We start from the raw sequence: 14688 nt of genomic DNA, 5'->3' as shown, positions 1-14688 counted from the left end.
AGACGTGTCTCCGCGCCGCAACCGCCCGAAAGCAGGCGGGTCGTCCCGCAGCAGCGACTCCACGAGCAGCGGGGACGAATCGAGGCGCTACGGCGGGTTCCAGTCCACGGAGAGCTGGCAGGGCGAGCAGTGGAGCGTGCGCCACGTGGCGGGCGCGAGCGCGGCCGGGAAGACGTACCGCTGCCCCGGCTGCGACCAGCAGATCCCCTCCGCGCTCGCCCACGTGGTGGCCTGGCCGGAGTACGGGGGAGTGGACGACCGGCGGCACTGGCACAAGGCGTGCTGGAACGCGAAGGACCGCCGCACCACGAAGGTGCAGCGGTCCAAGAACGCGCCGCGGTACTGAAGACAGGCCGTAGGCCCGAGGCCCGCTGTACGCCTATACGTCGCGGTTGTTGAGCGACAGGAACGCGCCGCCGAGCGCCACCGCGGTGATCGCCGCCATGATCCACAGCGGCTGCCAGCCGGTCGGGCCGGAGCCCGCGGTCACCGAGTTGTCGTAGAGCACGGCGAGCTGGCTGGGGATCGAGTACTCGAGCAGCGCCTGCTGAAGGTCCTTGAGCGACTCGGCGAACATGAAGATCGCCATGACGAGCGGCAGCAGCACGACGCCGACCATGATGGTGATCGCGCCCGCCGAGTGCCGTACGAGCGTGCCGACCGCGAGCCCGAGCAGGCCGAGCAGCGCGACGAACAGGCCGACGCCGAGCGTCGACTTCGCCCACGTGCCGCCCGCCGGCGAGTCCACGCCCACGATGCCCACCTGGAGCGCGCCGACGAGTGCGGCGAACACCGTCGTCAGCACCGTGACGAGCAGGAAGAAGACGATCGCCTTGGCGGCGAGCACCCGGCTCCGGCTGGAGCAGGCCGTCATCGTCGTACGGATCATGCCGGTGCCGTACTCGGAGGCGATGGTCAGGACGCCGAGGGTCATCACGCAGATGGTGCCGAGCAGCGTGCCGAAGAAGCCGAGGCTGAGCACCTGTTCGCTGCTCGGCGACGAGCCGTCGTCGGCGGCGACCACCGCGGCCGAGCCCAGACCGAGGCCGACCATCAGCACGATCATCACGCCCAGCGTCCACATCGTGGAGCGCACGGAACGGATCTTCGTCCACTCCGATGCGAGCGCGTCGCCGAGGTGCGCCTTGCGGATCGGGATGGGTGAGGCGTACGAGGCGCCGGGTGCGGCGAGGGGCGGGGGCGGCGTGCTCATCGGGCGTCCTTGTCCATCGGCGGGGCGGTCGGGGCCGGCGCGACGGGCGGGGCCGGCGGGGGCATCGGGGCCGCGTACGGATTCTGGTCCGCGAGGGGCGGCTGGCCGGGCGGCTGGACCGGGGCGTGGGGCGGGGCCTGACCCGGAGCCTGGACCGGGGCCTGGGGCGGCGGCGGGGCGTACCAGCCCGGCTGGCCCTGTCCCGGCACCGGCATCTGGGCGGGCGGCACCGCGCCGGGCGGCAGCTGCTCGTGCAGGCCCGCGCGCTGGTCGGCGGTCGAGCGGTAGTCGACGGCGCCCTGCGTCATCCGCATGTACGCCTCCTCGAGCGAGGCCTGGTGCGGCGACAGCTCCCACAGCCGTACGTCGGAGCTGTGCGCCAGATCGCTGATCTGCGGCAGTGGCAGGCCCGTGACGCGCAGCCCGCCGTCCTGCTCGGGCAGCACCTGGCCGCCCGCCTCGGTCAGCGCCGCGGTCAGCTTCTCGCGCTGCTGCGGCTCGCTGTCGGGGGTGCGCACCCGCGCGAAGCCGGCCGAGTTGTGCGCGATGAAGTCCCGCACGCTCATGTCGGACAGCAGCTGTCCGCGCCCGATGACGATCAGGTGCTCGGCGGTGAGCGCCATCTCGCTCATCAGGTGCGAGGAGACGAAGACCGTGCGCCCCTCGGAGGCGAGCTGCTTCATCAGGTTCCTGACCCAGTGGATGCCCTCGGGGTCGAGCCCGTTGACCGGCTCGTCGAAGAGCAGCACCTGGGGGTCGCCGAGCAGCGCGGCGGCGATGCCGAGCCGCTGCCCCATGCCGAGCGAGAACCCGTTGGAGCGCCGCTTCGCGACGTCCTGGAGACCGACGACGCCGAGCACCTCGTCGACGCGGCGGGCCGGGATGCCGGCGAGCTGGGCGAGGCTCAGCAGATGGCTGCGGGCCGACCTGCCGCCGTGCACGGCCTTCGCGTCGAGCAGCGCGCCGACCTGGCGCGGCGCGTTCGGCAGCTTGTTGTACGGATAGCCGCCGATCGTCACATGGCCGGCGGTCGGCTGGTCGAGGCCGAGGATCATGCGCATCGTCGTGGACTTGCCCGAGCCGTTCGGCCCGAGGAACCCGGTCACGGTCCCCGGCCGCACCTGGAAGGAAAGGTTGTACACGGCTGTCTTCGCGCCGTAGCGCTTCGTCAGGCCGACTGCCTCGATCATTCTCCGCACCCATCGGAAGGTTCTGAGAGTTTCAGGACGTCGGGGCAGACGCCCCCGTAAGGGTTAGGAGCGTATACGCGAGCTGACGGTTCCGGCCAAGAGTGAGCAAAGCGTCAGGCGGGGCCGGAGGGGATTGTTCCGCCCGAGCGCAGGAGCCGGGTGCCCTCTTCGCGTACGGCGGGGGACGCGGCCGCGAGCCGTACCCAGTCCCGCGGGGCGGGGCCGAGCAGGGCGGCCAGCTCGGGAGAGGCCGCCATGAGCGCGCTCAGGAGGCCCGCCTGGTCGCCGCCGCCGGCCCGCGGGGCACCGGTGCCGGGGTCGACGAGAACGCCGTGCTCACCCACGTACATCTGCAGACCGGGGACGGGGGAGTCGGGGACGGTGGTCCTGCGGTAGTTCGGCAGCTCGGTGGCGTCGACCGCCTTCAGCTGGGCCGCGTCGAGCCAGGACACGACGAGGGTGCGCGCGGCCCGCGGATCCGGGTAGGGGGCGGCGGCCACATATCCGTTGCGCCCGATGTGTGCGGAGCAGCCGACGCCGATGCCGCGCGTGGGGAGCGGCACCATCGGCACGGCGACCGGGAGACCGAGCTTCTTCAGCTTGTACGCGAGCTGGGCGGGGGCCGCGTTGGAGCCGACGGCGAGGACGGGCGTGCGGTCCGCGGTCCAGCGGGGCAGCTCGTGCTCCACGTCCAGGTCGAGGAGTTCGTCGCCGCGCAGGAGTGCCGGGGCGGTGACCGGGCGGCCGGGGTAGCTGAGGGGGGTGAGGGCGGGGACGGTGTCGTAGCCGAGGGAGACGAGGGTGCGGCTGGGGTCGATGAGCGCCATGGGCCGCAGGTTAGGGCCCGAAGGGCCTGGAGTCTGCCCGCCCTACGCGTCCCGCTTCTTCAGCAGGACGTATCCGATGATCAGCGCCACCGCCACCCACACCAGCAGGATCACGAGCCCGCCCCACGGCCCGTACGGCGCGTCGTCGCTCGGCGGGTCCACCACCTGCATGACCTTCAGGCCCGCCTGGTCGGGGAAGTACTGGGCGACCTTCTTCGTGGCCGAGACGCTGCCGAGGATCGGCGAGACCAGGAAGAAGAACGGCATCAGGATGCCGAGCGAGAGCATGGGGGAGCGGAGCATCGCCGCGATGCCCATGGAGAACATCGTCATCAGCGTCATGTAGACGGCGGCGCCGAACACCGCGCGCAGCACGTTCGGCGCGCCCAGGTCCGTGCCGTGGTCGCCGAGCATCAGCTGGCCGAGGAAGAACGACGCGAAGCTGATGACCAGCGCGACGACGAGCGCGAGCAGCGCGGCGACCAGGATCTTGGAGAAGAGGAACGTGCCGCGCTGCGGGACCGCCGCGAGCGAGGTGCGGATCATGCCGGTGCTGTACTCGCTCGCGACCACGAGGACCCCGAAGACCAGCATCGCGAGCTGGCCGAGGGTGAGGCCGGAGAAGGAGATGAAGGTCGGGTCGAAGGTCAGCTTGTCCCCGGTCGACATCTTGTCGAACTCGTTGCTGGTGAGCGCGCTGATCAGCATGCCGAGGCCGACGGAGACGAGCACCGCGAGGCCGAGCGTGAAGGCCGTCGAGTTCACCGATTTGATCTTGGTCCACTCGGAGCGGAGGACCTGGGCCGCGGCCATCTCAGGCGCCCTTCTCTCGGTTCCAGCCGGCACCCCAGCCCGACTGCTGCGGGTTCTGTGGGGCCCCGGGGCTCTGCGGAGTCTGTGGGGTCTGTGGGGTCACTGGGCCTTGCGGGTTCTGCTGCTCCGGAGCGTCCGTGTGCGCGTGGTACTCCACCGACTCCGCCGTCAGCTGCATGAACGCCTCTTCCAGGGAGGCCTGCTGCGGGCTCAGTTCGTGCAGGACGAGCTGGTTGCGCGCCGCGAGCTCGCCCAGCTCCTCGGCGGGGTGGCCGTCCACCTCGAGGGCGCCGCCGGACTCCACGACCGTGATGCCGGCCCGGTGCAGCACGTCCAGCAGGCGCTCGTGCTGCGGCGAGCGCAGCCGGACGTACGAGCGCGAGTTCTGCCGGATGAAGTCCGGCATCGACATGTCGGCAAGGAGGCGTCCCTGCCCGATGACCACCAGATGGTCGGCGGTGAGCGCCATTTCGCTCATCAGGTGGGAGGAGACGAAGACCGTGCGGCCGGCGGACGCGAGGGATTTCATCAGGTTGCGGATCCAGTGGATGCCCTCGGGGTCGAGCCCGTTGACCGGCTCGTCGAACATCAGGATCTGCGGGTCGCCGAGGAGTGCGCCGGCGATGCCGAGCCGCTGCCCCATGCCGAGCGAGAAGCCCTTCGCCTTCTTACGGGCCACGGCCGTGAGGCCGACCGTGTCGAGCACCTCGTACACGCGGCTCTTGGGGATGCCGTTGGACTGCGCCAGGCAGAGGAGGTGGTTGTAGGCGTTGCGGCCGCCGTGCATCGCCTTCGCGTCGAGCAGCGCGCCGATGTAGCGCAGCGGGTCCTTCAGCTGGGCGTAGTGCTTGCCGTCGATCCGGACGTCGCCGGCCGTCGGGTTGTCGAGGCCGAGCATCATGCGCATCGTGGTGGACTTGCCCGCGCCGTTGGGGCCGAGGAAGCCGGTGACGATTCCTGGCCGGACGGAGAAGGTGAGGTCGTCCACGGCCGTCTTCTCGCCGTAGCGCTTGGTCAGCCCCGAGAGCTCGATCATGTGGCCACGCTAAAACGGGTAGTCGGCCCCGGCCACTTAAGCGGGGGCCGCCGCCCCCGTGGGGCCGATCGGGCCCGGGCATTTCAAGCCCCCGCGCCTCAATCGCCGGCGGGGCTTGAATTGCCCGGGCTTGAAATGTCGGCCCCCGTAGGGCTGGCCCCTAGAAGCTGGAAATGACGCCGCGGGGGCTCCGGATCCATCCGGAGCCCCCGCGGCGTGGAAAAAACTAACGGGACTGCTGCGCCGGGACCCCGCGGGAGATGGGCTCCTCCTCCGCCGGGGCGCCCGCCGCGGCGACCGCCGCACCGGTCAGGGTGGCCAGCATCTCGCGGACGTTGGTCAGCTGCGCGTTGATCGAGTCGCGGCGGTTCGTCAGCGCCGCCAGCTCACGCTCGGACTCGCTGCGGATCCGGTCCGCCTTCGCGTTCGCGTCCGCGACGATGTCCTCGGCCTGACGCTGCGCCGTCTCCACCGTCTGCCGGGCCCGGCGCTCCGCGTCCGTGCGCAGCTTCTCGGCCTCCAGGCGGAGCTGCTCCGCGCGGTGCTCGATCTCGGCGAGGCGCTTCTCGGCCTTGGCCTGGCGCGAGGCCAGGTCACGCTCGGACTGCTCGCGGCGCTTGGCCAGGTTCGTCTCGAAGTCGGCGGCGGCCTGGGCGGCCTTGGCGCGCGTCTCCTCGAAGAGGGCGTCCGCCTCCTCGCGCTTGGACTGCGCGTCCTTCTGCGCCTCGGTGCGCAGCGCGGTGGCCTCGCCCTTGGCCTTCTCGACGATCCGAACGCCCTCGTCCTCGGCCTTGGACTTGCGCTCCGCGGCGAACGACTCCGCGTCGTTGCGCACCTGCTGGGCCGCGGACTCGGCGAGCTCCCGGTGCTGCTCGGCGGCCCTGCGGGCCTCTTCGCGCAGGTCCTTGGCCTCCTCCTCGGCGAGGCGGAGGATCTTCTCGACGCGGGCGCCGAGGCCAGCGTACGACGGCTCCGCGTCGTTCACCTGCGCCTGAGCGTTCTGCGTCTCGAGGTGGAGTTCCTCGATGCGCTTTTCCAGAGCAGTGATACGGGCAAGAGCGCTGTCACGGTCGGAGACGAGCTTGGAGATCCGTTCGTCCACCTGAGCGCGGTCGTACCCACGCCGCACAAGCTCGAAGCCGTAGGGGGAAGTGTCGCTCATGGGGTTCCTGTCGAATGAGACCGGTGAGGTGATAGGGGGAATCCTAGGGGGCGTAGCGGCGTGTCATCGGGCAGATGTCGGATTGATCAGCCTTCAGCTCTAGAATGTCACCCCTTTTGAGTGGCGTAGGGACGGAGTGCTTGCCAGAACAGGGCCAAAGGTCCTTGTCGAGCACGGTAGTTGGCCGAAAGGCTAGCCCTCCGAGCCCTTGCCACTCGAACGTGTGGCCCCCGCGGCAGCCCCCGCCTTGACGCCCCCGTCCTTGGCTCCCCCGCCGGACGGAGCCTCAAAACTCTCCAACGCCTCCAACACGTCCTGGACACGGGAGATCTCGGCATTGATGTCCTCGCGGCGCCTGACCAGCACGTCGAGATCCCGCTGACCCTTTTCGATCATGGCGGTGGCCTCCTGCTCGGCGTCCGCCTTGATCTTGTCCGCCTCGCGGGACAGCTCGGCCTTCTTCTGCTCGGCTTCCTTGAGAAGGCCTTCGGCCTTCTTCACGGCCGCGATCCGGACCTTGCCGGCCTCCGAATTCGCGTCGTTCAGCAGCTCCTTGGCCTTCGCCTGCGCCTCGGAAAGCTGTTCCTCCGCGGCCTTGACCAGAGCGTCGCAGCGTTCGCCCGCGTTCTTCATGGCCTCCGCCGACTCGCGGCGCGCGTGCTCGTGCAGCTCCTCGATCTCGGCCGTGATCCGGTCGCGCAGCTCCTCGGCGCGCTCCCTGATCTGCGTCGCGTCCCTGCGGGCGCCGACGAGCAGCTCGTCCGCGTCCGTACGCGCCTTCTCCACGATCGAGTTGCCCTCGACGGTCGACTCCGCGACCAGCCGCTCGGCCTCCGTACGGGCCGCGCCGACCATCGTGTCGGCCTGCGACTCCGCGTCGGCGGTCGTCTTCTGCGCCGTCTCCTGTGCCTCGCGGGTCAGCTTGTCGGCCTCGGTCGCGGACTCCGTGATGAGCTTGTCGACCTGCTCCGCGGCCTCCGTACGCCGCTTGTTGGCGTCCTTGCGGGCCTCGTCGAGGGTGCGCTCGGCCTCCTCGCGCGCGGCTGCCGTGATGCGGTCCGCCTCGGCCGCGGCGTCCGCCTTGACGCGCTCCGCCTCGGTGCGGATCCGCTCGGCGTGCTGCTGCGCGGAGGCGACCGTCTCGGCGGCCTCGGCGCGCAGCCGCTCCGCGTCGCCGGACGCGTCCGAGATCAGCTTCTCGGCCTTGGCGACGGACTCGGTCCGTACGCGCTCGGCCTCGGCCCGCGTCTCGTTGGTCAACTGCTCGGCGGCGGCCGTCGATTCGGCGCGCAGCCGCTCGGCCTCCGTGGTCGCGTCGCCGACGAGCTTCTCGGCCTTGGCGGTGGACTCGGCGCGGACCCGCTCCGCCTCCGCGTTGGTCTCCGCCGTCAGCCGCTCGGCCTCGGTGGTCGCCTCGGTGATCAGCGTGTCGGCCTGCTCGGCCGCGTCGGAGCGGATCCGGTTGGCGTCCTCGCGGGCGTCCGCGCGGGTGCGCGAGGCGTCCTGGTCGGCGGCCGCGCGCAGATCGGAGGCCTCCGTACGGACCTGCTGGGCGTGCTCGGACGCGTCCGTGCGCAGCCGCTCCGCCTCGGTGAACGCCTCCGAAACCGTGCGCTCCGCCATCGCCTTGGCGGCCTCCGCCTCGGCGGTGGCCTCGGAACGGACCCGGTTCGCGTCCTCCGTGGCGCGCTCGCGCTCCGCGTAGGCGTCGGCGCGGACCCGGTCGGCCTCCTCCTGCGCCTCCGTCCTGGTGCGCTCAGCGGCGTGCTCGGCGGCGGACCGCAGCCCGGCGATCTCCTCCTGAGCCTGCTCCTGCAGCCCGGCCACGGAGTCGCGCACCTGCTGCGCCGTCTGCTCGGCGGTGGAGACCATCTCGGTCGCCCGCTGGTCCGCCTCCTCGACCAGACGTACGGCCTCGGCCTGCGCCTCGTCCACGCGGGCGCGCGCCACGGCGAGCAGTTCCTCGCTCTGCTCGCGGGCCCGCTCGCGCTCCTGATCGGCCTCCTCGCGCGCGCTGCCGAGCGTCTCCTCGGCCTCGCGGCGGCGCCGGGCCGCCTCCTCCTGGGCGGCGGCCAGCGTCTCCGCGGCCTCGGCGGCGATCCGCTCGGCGGCGGTCTGTGCCTCGGCGCGGGTCCGGTCGGCGGACTCCTGCGCCTCCGTCTTGAGCCGCTCCGCCTCGTTGGACGCCTCGGACCGCAGTCGTACGGCGACGTTCTCGGCCTCGGAGCGGGTCGTCGAGGCGTCGGACGCGGCCTCCGTGCGAAGGCGCTCGGCCTCCGTCTCGGCCTGCGCCTGCACCGTACGGGCGCGCTCGGCGGCGTCCGCGCGCAGCCGCTCGACCTCCTCGGCGGCCTCGCGGCGCAGCGTCTCGCCCTGCTCCCGCGCCTCGTTCAGCGCCGTCTCCGACGCGGTCAGGCGCTCCTCGGCCTCCGTGTGCAGGCGGGTCAGCTCGCGGGCCGCCTCCTCCTGCTTGGCCCGCATGGCCTGCTCGGCCTCGTCCTTGAGCTCCTGCGCCGCGCGCTCCGCCTCGGCCCTGGTGGCCTCGGCCTGCTCCTCGGCCTCGGCGCGGTACCGCTCGGCCTCCGCGCGCGTGCGCTCGAGGGTCTCCTCGGCCTGCTTGCGCAGCGACGTGGCCCGCTCGATGGCCTCCGTACGGACGCGCTCGCTCTCCGTCGTCGCGGCGGTCCGCAGCTCGTCCGCGTCGGCCTTCGCTTTGGCGAGCAGCTGCTCGGCGGTGCTGGCCGACTCCTCGATCTGCTGGACGGCCTCGCGGCGGGCCTCGGCCCGGATCCGCTCGCCCTCCTCGACGGCCTCGGCCCGCAGCTGCTCGGCCTCGCCGCGAAGCCTGCGCGCCTCCTCCTGGAGCTCGACGGTCTTGGCGCGGTACTCCTTGGTGTCGTCCTTGGCCGCGCCCTTGAGCTCCGTCGCCAGATCGTGCGCCTCGGCGCGCAGCCGGTCCGCCTCGGCCTCGGCGTCGGCGCGCAGCCGCTCGGCCTCGTCGGCCGCCGCCTTCGTCGTCGCCTTGGCTTCCTCGGACGCCTTGTTGAGCACGTCCTCCGCAGTGCGCGCGGCCTTCGCGAGCTCGCCCGCAGTCTCCTCGGCGGTGACCGTACGGGCCTTCTCCTTGGCCTCGGCGATCAGCTTCTCGGCCTCGGCGCGCGCGTCGGCGACGACCTGCTCGGCCTCCGACTTCGTGGCCTCCGCGTCCTTGGTGGCCTCCTGGACCAGCCGGGCCACCTGCTCCTTGGCGGTGCGGGTGCGCTGCTCGTTGGTCGACTCGGCGGTCGCGAGCTGCTTGGCCGCGGCGTCCTTCGCCTCCGCGAGCACCTTGTCGGCCTCGGCGCGGGCCTCGCGCAGCGCGCTGTCCGCCTCGGCGATCTTCTGCTCGGCGGCCCGGCTCAGCTCACCGGACCGGCGGCGGGCCTGCTCGGACTCCTCGCTCGTCGACGTCCGCAGCTGCTCGGCGTGGTCCGTGGCCTCCTGCGCCTGCGTCGACGCGGCGTTCAGCAGGCGCTCGGCGTCCTGCCGGGCGCGGGCCAGGATCGACTGCGCCTCGGCGCGCGCCTCCTCGGCCTCTGAGGTGAGGCGCTGGCGGGCCTGCTCGGAGACCCGCTCGGCCTCGGCGCGGGCGGCGGCGAGCGCCTGGTCGGCCTCGGCGCGCGACTCGTCGAGGAGGCGGCGGGCCTGCTGCTCGGTGCGGGCGCGCAGCTGCTCGGCCCACTGCACGTTCTCGTTGACGTGCGTCTCGACCGTGCGGCGGCGCTCGGAGAGTTCCTGGTCGAGCTGCTGGCGCCGGTTGACGGCCTCCGTGTGCAGCTCGGACTGGAGCCGGGACTGCTGCTCGGCGTGCTCCTGGAGGATCCGCTGGGTCTGCGCACGGGCCTCGCGCAGCTCGCGCTCGGCGTCGGCGCGCAGCTGGTCGGCCTGGATCTGTGCGTTACGCAGGAGCTGCTCGGCCTGGTAGCCGATGTCCGACCCGTCGTAGGCAGGCCGGGACGCGAGGCTGCGGCGCGCCTCGTGCAGCTTGGCGCGCAACACCTCCACCTGGTAGCCGAGGTCCTCGGCGTGCTGGACGGCCTTCTCCCGATCGGTCTTCAGCCGGTCCATCTCGGCTTCGAACCGCGAGAGATGGTCGGTCTCAGCCGGCCGTCGGCCGTCCTGGCTCTCATAGCCCCGCACTGCGCGGTCCCATCCGTCCCCTGGTCGCAAGTTCTTCTTACGAGCCCCGCCCGTCCCGCGAACGGGGCCCCCGGGGAATGGTGTCAGATCGAATGGGACGGTGCCGTCGGACCGTTGCGGCTGATGCCGTGTGACGCCCGACTTGCCCCGACCCTCGTCCCCCGATACCCGGACCCCGGCCCACGACCGGCCGTTGGAGACGGCAGCCGCCCCACAACCCTACCGGCACGGCTATGTGGAGGTCAGTGCTCCACCGAGTCCTTGGGGGCGGCAGTGACGAGTTCGGTCAGTACGCCGTGACAGTCCTTGGGGTGCAGGAACGTGATGCGCGAGTCCATGGAGCCGCGTCGGGGCTCTTCGTAGAGGACGCGTACGCCCTTGTTCTTGATGTCGTTCGCGTCCGTGTCGACGTCGGCCGTGCCGAAGGCGATGTGGTGCACACCCTCGCCGTTCTTGGCCAGCCACTTGCCGACGGCGGAGTCCTCGCGGGTGGGTTCGAGCAGCTGGAGGTAGGTGGCGCCCCCGTCGCTCGTCTCGTTGACCTTGAGCATGGCCTCGCGTACGCCCTGCTCCTCGTTGACCTCGGAGTGGTACACCTCGAAGCCGTACGTGGCCCGGTAGAACTCGACGGTCTTGTCGAGGTCGAAGCAGGCGATCCCGATGTGGTCGATTCGCGTCAGCATGCTGTAAGTGCAGCGCGGTTCGAGGTGGTTACGCAACGTGCGCGCGATCACACCCCGGTGACGATGACGTGCGCCATACCGGTCAGTACATTCGAGTAAACCCTCGTTCACTTCTCACCTCCAAGGGGCCGTGCCTCATGTCAGGAACGACCGGTACCACGTCAGTGATCGTCGCGGGCGCGCGGACGCCCATGGGCCGTCTGCTCGGCTCGCTCAAGTCCTTCTCCGGAGCCGACCTCGGCGGCTTCGCGATCAAGGCCGCCCTCGACCGTGCGGGAATCGGTGGCGACCAGGTGCAGTACGTGATCATGGGCCAGGTGCTGCAGGCCGGGGCGGGGCAGATCCCGGCGCGCCAGGCCGCGGTCAAGGCGGGCATTCCGATGAACGTCCCGGCGCTCACGATCAACAAGGTGTGTCTGTCCGGGCTCGACGCCATCGCGCTGGCCGACCAGCTCGTGCGCGCCGGTGAGTTCGACGTGGTCGTGGCCGGTGGCCAGGAGTCCATGACGAACGCGCCGCACCTGCTGCCGAAGTCCCGCGAGGGCTACAAGTACGGCGCGGTCGAGATGCTCGACGCGATGGCGCACGACGGCCTCACCGACTCCTTCGAGAACATCCCCATGGGCGCCTCGACGGAGAAGCACAACACCCGCCTCGGCATCGCCCGTCCCGAGCAGGACGAGGTGGCCGCCCTGTCGCACCAGCGGGCCGCGGCGGCGCAGAAGAACGGCATCTTCGAGGCCGAGATCACGCCCGTCGAGATCCCGCAGCGCAAGGGCGAGCCGGTCGTCTTCAGCAAGGACGAGGGCATCCGCGCGGAGACCACCGCGGAGTCCCTCGGCAAGCTGCGTCCGGCCTTCGCCAAGGACGGCACGATCACCGCCGGCACCTCCTCGCAGATCTCGGACGGCGCCGCCGCGGTCGTCGTCATGAGCAAGGCGAAGGCGCTGGAGTTGGGCCTGGACTGGATCGCCGAGATCGGCGCGCACGGCAACGTCGCCGGCCCGGACAACTCCCTGCAGTCGCAGCCTTCGAACGCCATCCAGCACGCCCTGAAGAAGGAGGGCATCGGCGTCGAGGACCTCGACCTCATCGAGATCAACGAGGCCTTCGCGGCGGTCGCCGTGCAGTCAATGAAGGACCTCGGCGTGTCCTCGGAAAAGGTGAACGTCAACGGCGGGGCCATCGCGCTGGGTCACCCGATCGGGATGTCCGGCGCGCGCATCGTCCTGCACCTCGCCCTGGAGCTGAAGCGGCGCGGCGGCGGTGTCGGAGCGGCGGCGCTGTGCGGTGGCGGCGGTCAGGGTGACGCGCTCGTGGTGCGGGTACCCAAGGCGTAACGCCTTTCGTAGTCGTCTTACGTCTTCGTCGGTGTACGGGATCTGGTGAACGGAGCTGTGATGCAGGACGTCCCCACGTTGGTCGCGCAGGCGAGGGAGGGCAGGCCGCGTGCCGTGGCCCGGCTGATCTCGCTGGTGGAGGGGGCGTCCCCGCAGCTGCGCGAGGTCATGGCCGCGTTGGCTCCGCTCACGGGTGGGGCCTACGTGGTCGGTCTCACCGGTTCGCCGGGTGTCGGCAAGTCGACGTCGACGTCGGCGCTGGTGAGTGCGTACCGGCGGGCCGGGAAGCGGGTCGGCGTGCTCGCCGTCGACCCGTCGTCGCCGTTCAGCGGTGGCGCGCTGCTCGGTGACCGGGTCCGGATGTCGGAGCACGCGTCGGACCCCGGGGTCTACATCCGCTCGATGGCTACGCGGGGTCATCTGGGCGGCCTCGCGTGGGCGGCGCCGCAGGCGATCCGGGTGCTGGACGCGGCCGGCTGCGACGTGGTTCTGGTCGAGACCGTCGGCGTCGGTCAGTCCGAGGTGGAGATCGCCTCGCAGGCGGACACGTCGGTGGTGCTGCTCGCCCCCGGTATGGGGGACGGCATCCAGGCGGCCAAGGCCGGAATCCTGGAGATCGGTGACGTCTACGTGGTCAACAAGGCGGACCGGGACGGGGCGGATGCCACGGCTCGCGAGCTGAATCACATGCTGGGGCTCGGCGAGTCCCGCGCGCCCGGCGACTGGCGCCCGCCGATCGTGAAGACGGTGGCCGCGCGCGGGGAGGGCGTCGAGGAGGTCGTCGAGGCGCTGGAGAAGCACCGGGCGTGGATGGAGGAGCGGGGCGTCCTCGCGGAGCGCCGTGCGGCGCGGGCGGCGCGCGAGGTCGAGACGATCGCCGTGACGGCGCTGCGCGAACGCATCGGCGACCTCTCCGGAGACCGCCGCCTCGGCGCCCTGGCCGCCCGCATCGTCTCCGGCGACCTGGACCCGTACCGCGCAGCGGACGAGCTGGTGGCGGGCCTCACCGGGCACTGAGTCCGGGGCGGACGCCGGTGCCGGTGTCGGCGCCTGAGTTTGGTGCGGCCTGCACCGGGGACCTCGACGGGGTCGGCGCCTGACACCGCTGCGGCCTACGCCGGGGCAATTACCTGTACCGGTGTCGGCGCCTGAGTTTGGTGCGGCCTGCACCGGGGTGCCGCCTTGCCCACCCTGCCGCCCAAGGCGGCAGATTGCCCAAGGCGCGTGCGGCCGACCGCGGCGGGTGGGGAGCTGTGGTTGGCGGCGGATTGCCCATGGCGCGTGCGGCCGACCGCGGCGGGTGGGCAAAATTCAGCCCCTGCGGCGATTGAGCAGCGGGGTCCGGGGCGGAGCCCCGAGGGCGTAACGCCGGTTCCGGGGTGGGAGGCGTGTGGTGCCCCGTCGGGCCGACGCACCCGGAGGGGGCGGGTGCGTGGGAGATGGGCGGAAGGGAAGCCGTTGGCGGCCGCGGGCGGGGCGGGGCCGAATCGGCGAGCCCCGCCCCGCCGCCCCGGGGTGACCAACGCGTACCGGGGCGGAGCCCTGTGGCTGCGCCCCGGCCCGGGTGACCGTCCGGATGGACGTCAGTCGTCGTCGTCCGACGAGTGGTCCACGGACACCGCACCCGACTGGAGGTCCACGTGCCAGTCGTGCTCCGCCCCGTTCGCCGACGTCGTCTCGACCTCCCAGACCTTGACCGATCCGTCGTCGTCCGCGTCGACCGACGTGACCGTGCCCTTCGCGCCCGCGGCCTTCGCCGCGTCCTCGGCCGACGTCGCCGCGTCCTTCAGGGTCGCCGCGACCCGGGAGGCACTGTCGTCCCCGTCGTCGTCCCGCTCCGTGTGGGAGCCGAGCACCTTGCCCGTCCCCGGGTCGACCTCCACGTGCTGCCACTTGTTGCCGGAGCCGATCACGTCGACGTCCCAGACGAGCCGGCCGTCGTCGGAGTCGAGGTCGGCGCCGACGGCCGTGCCGGGCGTGTGCTTCAGGGCGGCCGCGATGGCGTCCTCGGCCGAGACCTTCGCGCCCTTCACCTCGTTGATCTCCTCCTGGTTGTCGCTCACGCCGTCGTCGTCCTTGACCCGCACGGACGACTGGGCCGCGCTCGACGAGCCGTCGTCGCCGGTGACCGCGAACGCGGTGGCCGTGCCTCCGCCGAGCAGGGCCACGGCGGCGATGGCGGAGATGACAGTGGTACGGCGCTTCATGAGCTTCTCCCGTGTCTTGGTGGGCGGCTTCGGGCCGC

12 protein-coding genes are annotated in these 14688 nt (G+C 71.8%); 3 read left to right on the top strand and 9 right to left on the bottom strand.

Annotation, left to right across the window (positions count from 1 at the left end; all coding sequences use genetic code 11):
* Positions 1–4: 4 nt before the first annotated feature.
* Positions 5–346 (top strand): ATP/GTP-binding protein, encoded by a 342-nt coding sequence (locus ACOKM3_RS15685; protein ID WP_426900937.1) that lies wholly within the window; start codon positions 5–7, stop codon positions 344–346.
* A 33-nt stretch (positions 347–379) separates the two neighbouring features.
* On the opposite strand, the gene ACOKM3_RS15680 is transcribed toward ACOKM3_RS15685, so the two are convergent.
* From ACOKM3_RS15680 to mce, 8 genes are all read right to left on the bottom strand, one after another.
* Positions 380–1213, bottom strand: a complete 834-nt coding sequence (locus ACOKM3_RS15680; protein ID WP_426900935.1) for an ABC transporter permease subunit — start codon at positions 1211–1213, stop codon at positions 380–382.
* Positions 1210–2403: an ABC transporter ATP-binding protein gene (locus ACOKM3_RS15675; RefSeq protein ID WP_426900933.1), complete on the bottom strand. Its 1194-nt coding sequence runs from the start codon at positions 2401–2403 to the stop codon at positions 1210–1212. The genes ACOKM3_RS15680 and ACOKM3_RS15675 overlap by 4 nt, the downstream gene beginning before the upstream one ends.
* Positions 2404–2516: 113 nt before the next feature.
* Positions 2517–3230 carry a hypothetical protein gene (locus tag ACOKM3_RS15670; protein ID WP_426900931.1) on the bottom strand — a complete coding sequence of 238 codons (714 nt, stop codon included), beginning with the start codon at positions 3228–3230 and terminating at the stop codon, positions 2517–2519.
* Between the two features lie 42 nt (positions 3231–3272).
* Positions 3273–4043, bottom strand: coding sequence for an ABC transporter permease subunit (locus ACOKM3_RS15665; protein WP_426900929.1), 771 nt, complete (start codon positions 4041–4043; stop codon positions 3273–3275).
* Between the two features lies 1 nt (position 4044).
* On the bottom strand, positions 4045–5079 hold the full coding sequence (locus tag ACOKM3_RS15660) for an ABC transporter ATP-binding protein (protein WP_426900927.1): 1035 nt from the start codon (positions 5077–5079) through the stop codon (positions 4045–4047).
* Positions 5080–5305: 226 nt separating this feature from the next.
* Entirely contained in the window at positions 5306–6241 is a 936-nt protein-coding gene (locus tag ACOKM3_RS15655; protein ID WP_426900925.1) for a coiled-coil domain-containing protein, read from the bottom strand.
* 192 nt (positions 6242–6433) lie between these two features.
* Positions 6434–10420 carry a polarized growth protein Scy gene (scy, locus tag ACOKM3_RS15650; protein WP_426900923.1) on the bottom strand — a complete coding sequence of 1329 codons (3987 nt, stop codon included), beginning with the start codon at positions 10418–10420 and terminating at the stop codon, positions 6434–6436.
* Between the two features lie 242 nt (positions 10421–10662).
* Entirely contained in the window at positions 10663–11103 is a 441-nt protein-coding gene (gene mce / locus ACOKM3_RS15645) for a methylmalonyl-CoA epimerase (protein WP_266714173.1), read from the bottom strand.
* A 137-nt stretch (positions 11104–11240) separates the two neighbouring features.
* Here mce and ACOKM3_RS15640 point away from each other — a divergent pair, with 137 nt between their 5' ends.
* Together ACOKM3_RS15640 and meaB are read left to right on the top strand one after the other, a co-directional pair.
* Entirely contained in the window at positions 11241–12443 is a 1203-nt protein-coding gene (locus tag ACOKM3_RS15640) for an acetyl-CoA C-acetyltransferase (RefSeq protein ID WP_426900921.1), read from the top strand.
* A 60-nt stretch (positions 12444–12503) separates the two neighbouring features.
* Positions 12504–13460 carry a methylmalonyl Co-A mutase-associated GTPase MeaB gene (gene meaB / locus ACOKM3_RS15635; protein ID WP_426900919.1) on the top strand — a complete coding sequence of 319 codons (957 nt, stop codon included), beginning with the start codon at positions 12504–12506 and terminating at the stop codon, positions 13458–13460.
* 566 nt (positions 13461–14026) lie between these two features.
* On the opposite strand, the gene ACOKM3_RS15630 is transcribed toward meaB, so the two are convergent.
* Positions 14027–14650, bottom strand: a complete 624-nt coding sequence (locus ACOKM3_RS15630; RefSeq protein WP_426900917.1) for a PepSY domain-containing protein — start codon at positions 14648–14650, stop codon at positions 14027–14029.
* Between the last annotated feature and the right edge of the window lie 38 nt (positions 14651–14688).

Origin of the sequence: Streptomyces nidicola (assembly GCF_050106155.1) — a bacterium.
Lineage (GTDB): Bacteria > Actinomycetota > Actinomycetes > Streptomycetales > Streptomycetaceae > Streptomyces.
The sequence above is the reverse complement of the archived record's forward strand: the minus strand, read 5'-3'. Positions and strand labels throughout refer to the sequence as shown.

Excerpts from the sequence above, each read along its gene's own strand:
- ACOKM3_RS15640 (WP_426900921.1), top strand. The coding sequence starts at position 11,241 with ATGTCAGGAACGACCGGTACCACGTCAGTGATCGTCGCGGGCGCGCGG.
- ACOKM3_RS15630 (WP_426900917.1), bottom strand. The coding sequence starts at position 14,650 with ATGAAGCGCCGTACCACTGTCATCTCCGCCATCGCCGCCGTGGCCCTG.
- ACOKM3_RS15665 (WP_426900929.1), bottom strand. The coding sequence starts at position 4,043 with ATGGCCGCGGCCCAGGTCCTCCGCTCCGAGTGGACCAAGATCAAATCG.
- ACOKM3_RS15655 (WP_426900925.1), bottom strand. The coding sequence starts at position 6,241 with ATGAGCGACACTTCCCCCTACGGCTTCGAGCTTGTGCGGCGTGGGTAC.
- ACOKM3_RS15670 (WP_426900931.1), bottom strand. The coding sequence starts at position 3,230 with ATGGCGCTCATCGACCCCAGCCGCACCCTCGTCTCCCTCGGCTACGAC.
- ACOKM3_RS15675 (WP_426900933.1), bottom strand. The coding sequence starts at position 2,403 with ATGATCGAGGCAGTCGGCCTGACGAAGCGCTACGGCGCGAAGACAGCC.
- meaB (WP_426900919.1), top strand. The coding sequence starts at position 12,504 with ATGCAGGACGTCCCCACGTTGGTCGCGCAGGCGAGGGAGGGCAGGCCG.
- mce (WP_266714173.1), bottom strand. The coding sequence starts at position 11,103 with ATGCTGACGCGAATCGACCACATCGGGATCGCCTGCTTCGACCTCGAC.
- ACOKM3_RS15660 (WP_426900927.1), bottom strand. The coding sequence starts at position 5,079 with ATGATCGAGCTCTCGGGGCTGACCAAGCGCTACGGCGAGAAGACGGCC.
- ACOKM3_RS15680 (WP_426900935.1), bottom strand. The coding sequence starts at position 1,213 with ATGAGCACGCCGCCCCCGCCCCTCGCCGCACCCGGCGCCTCGTACGCC.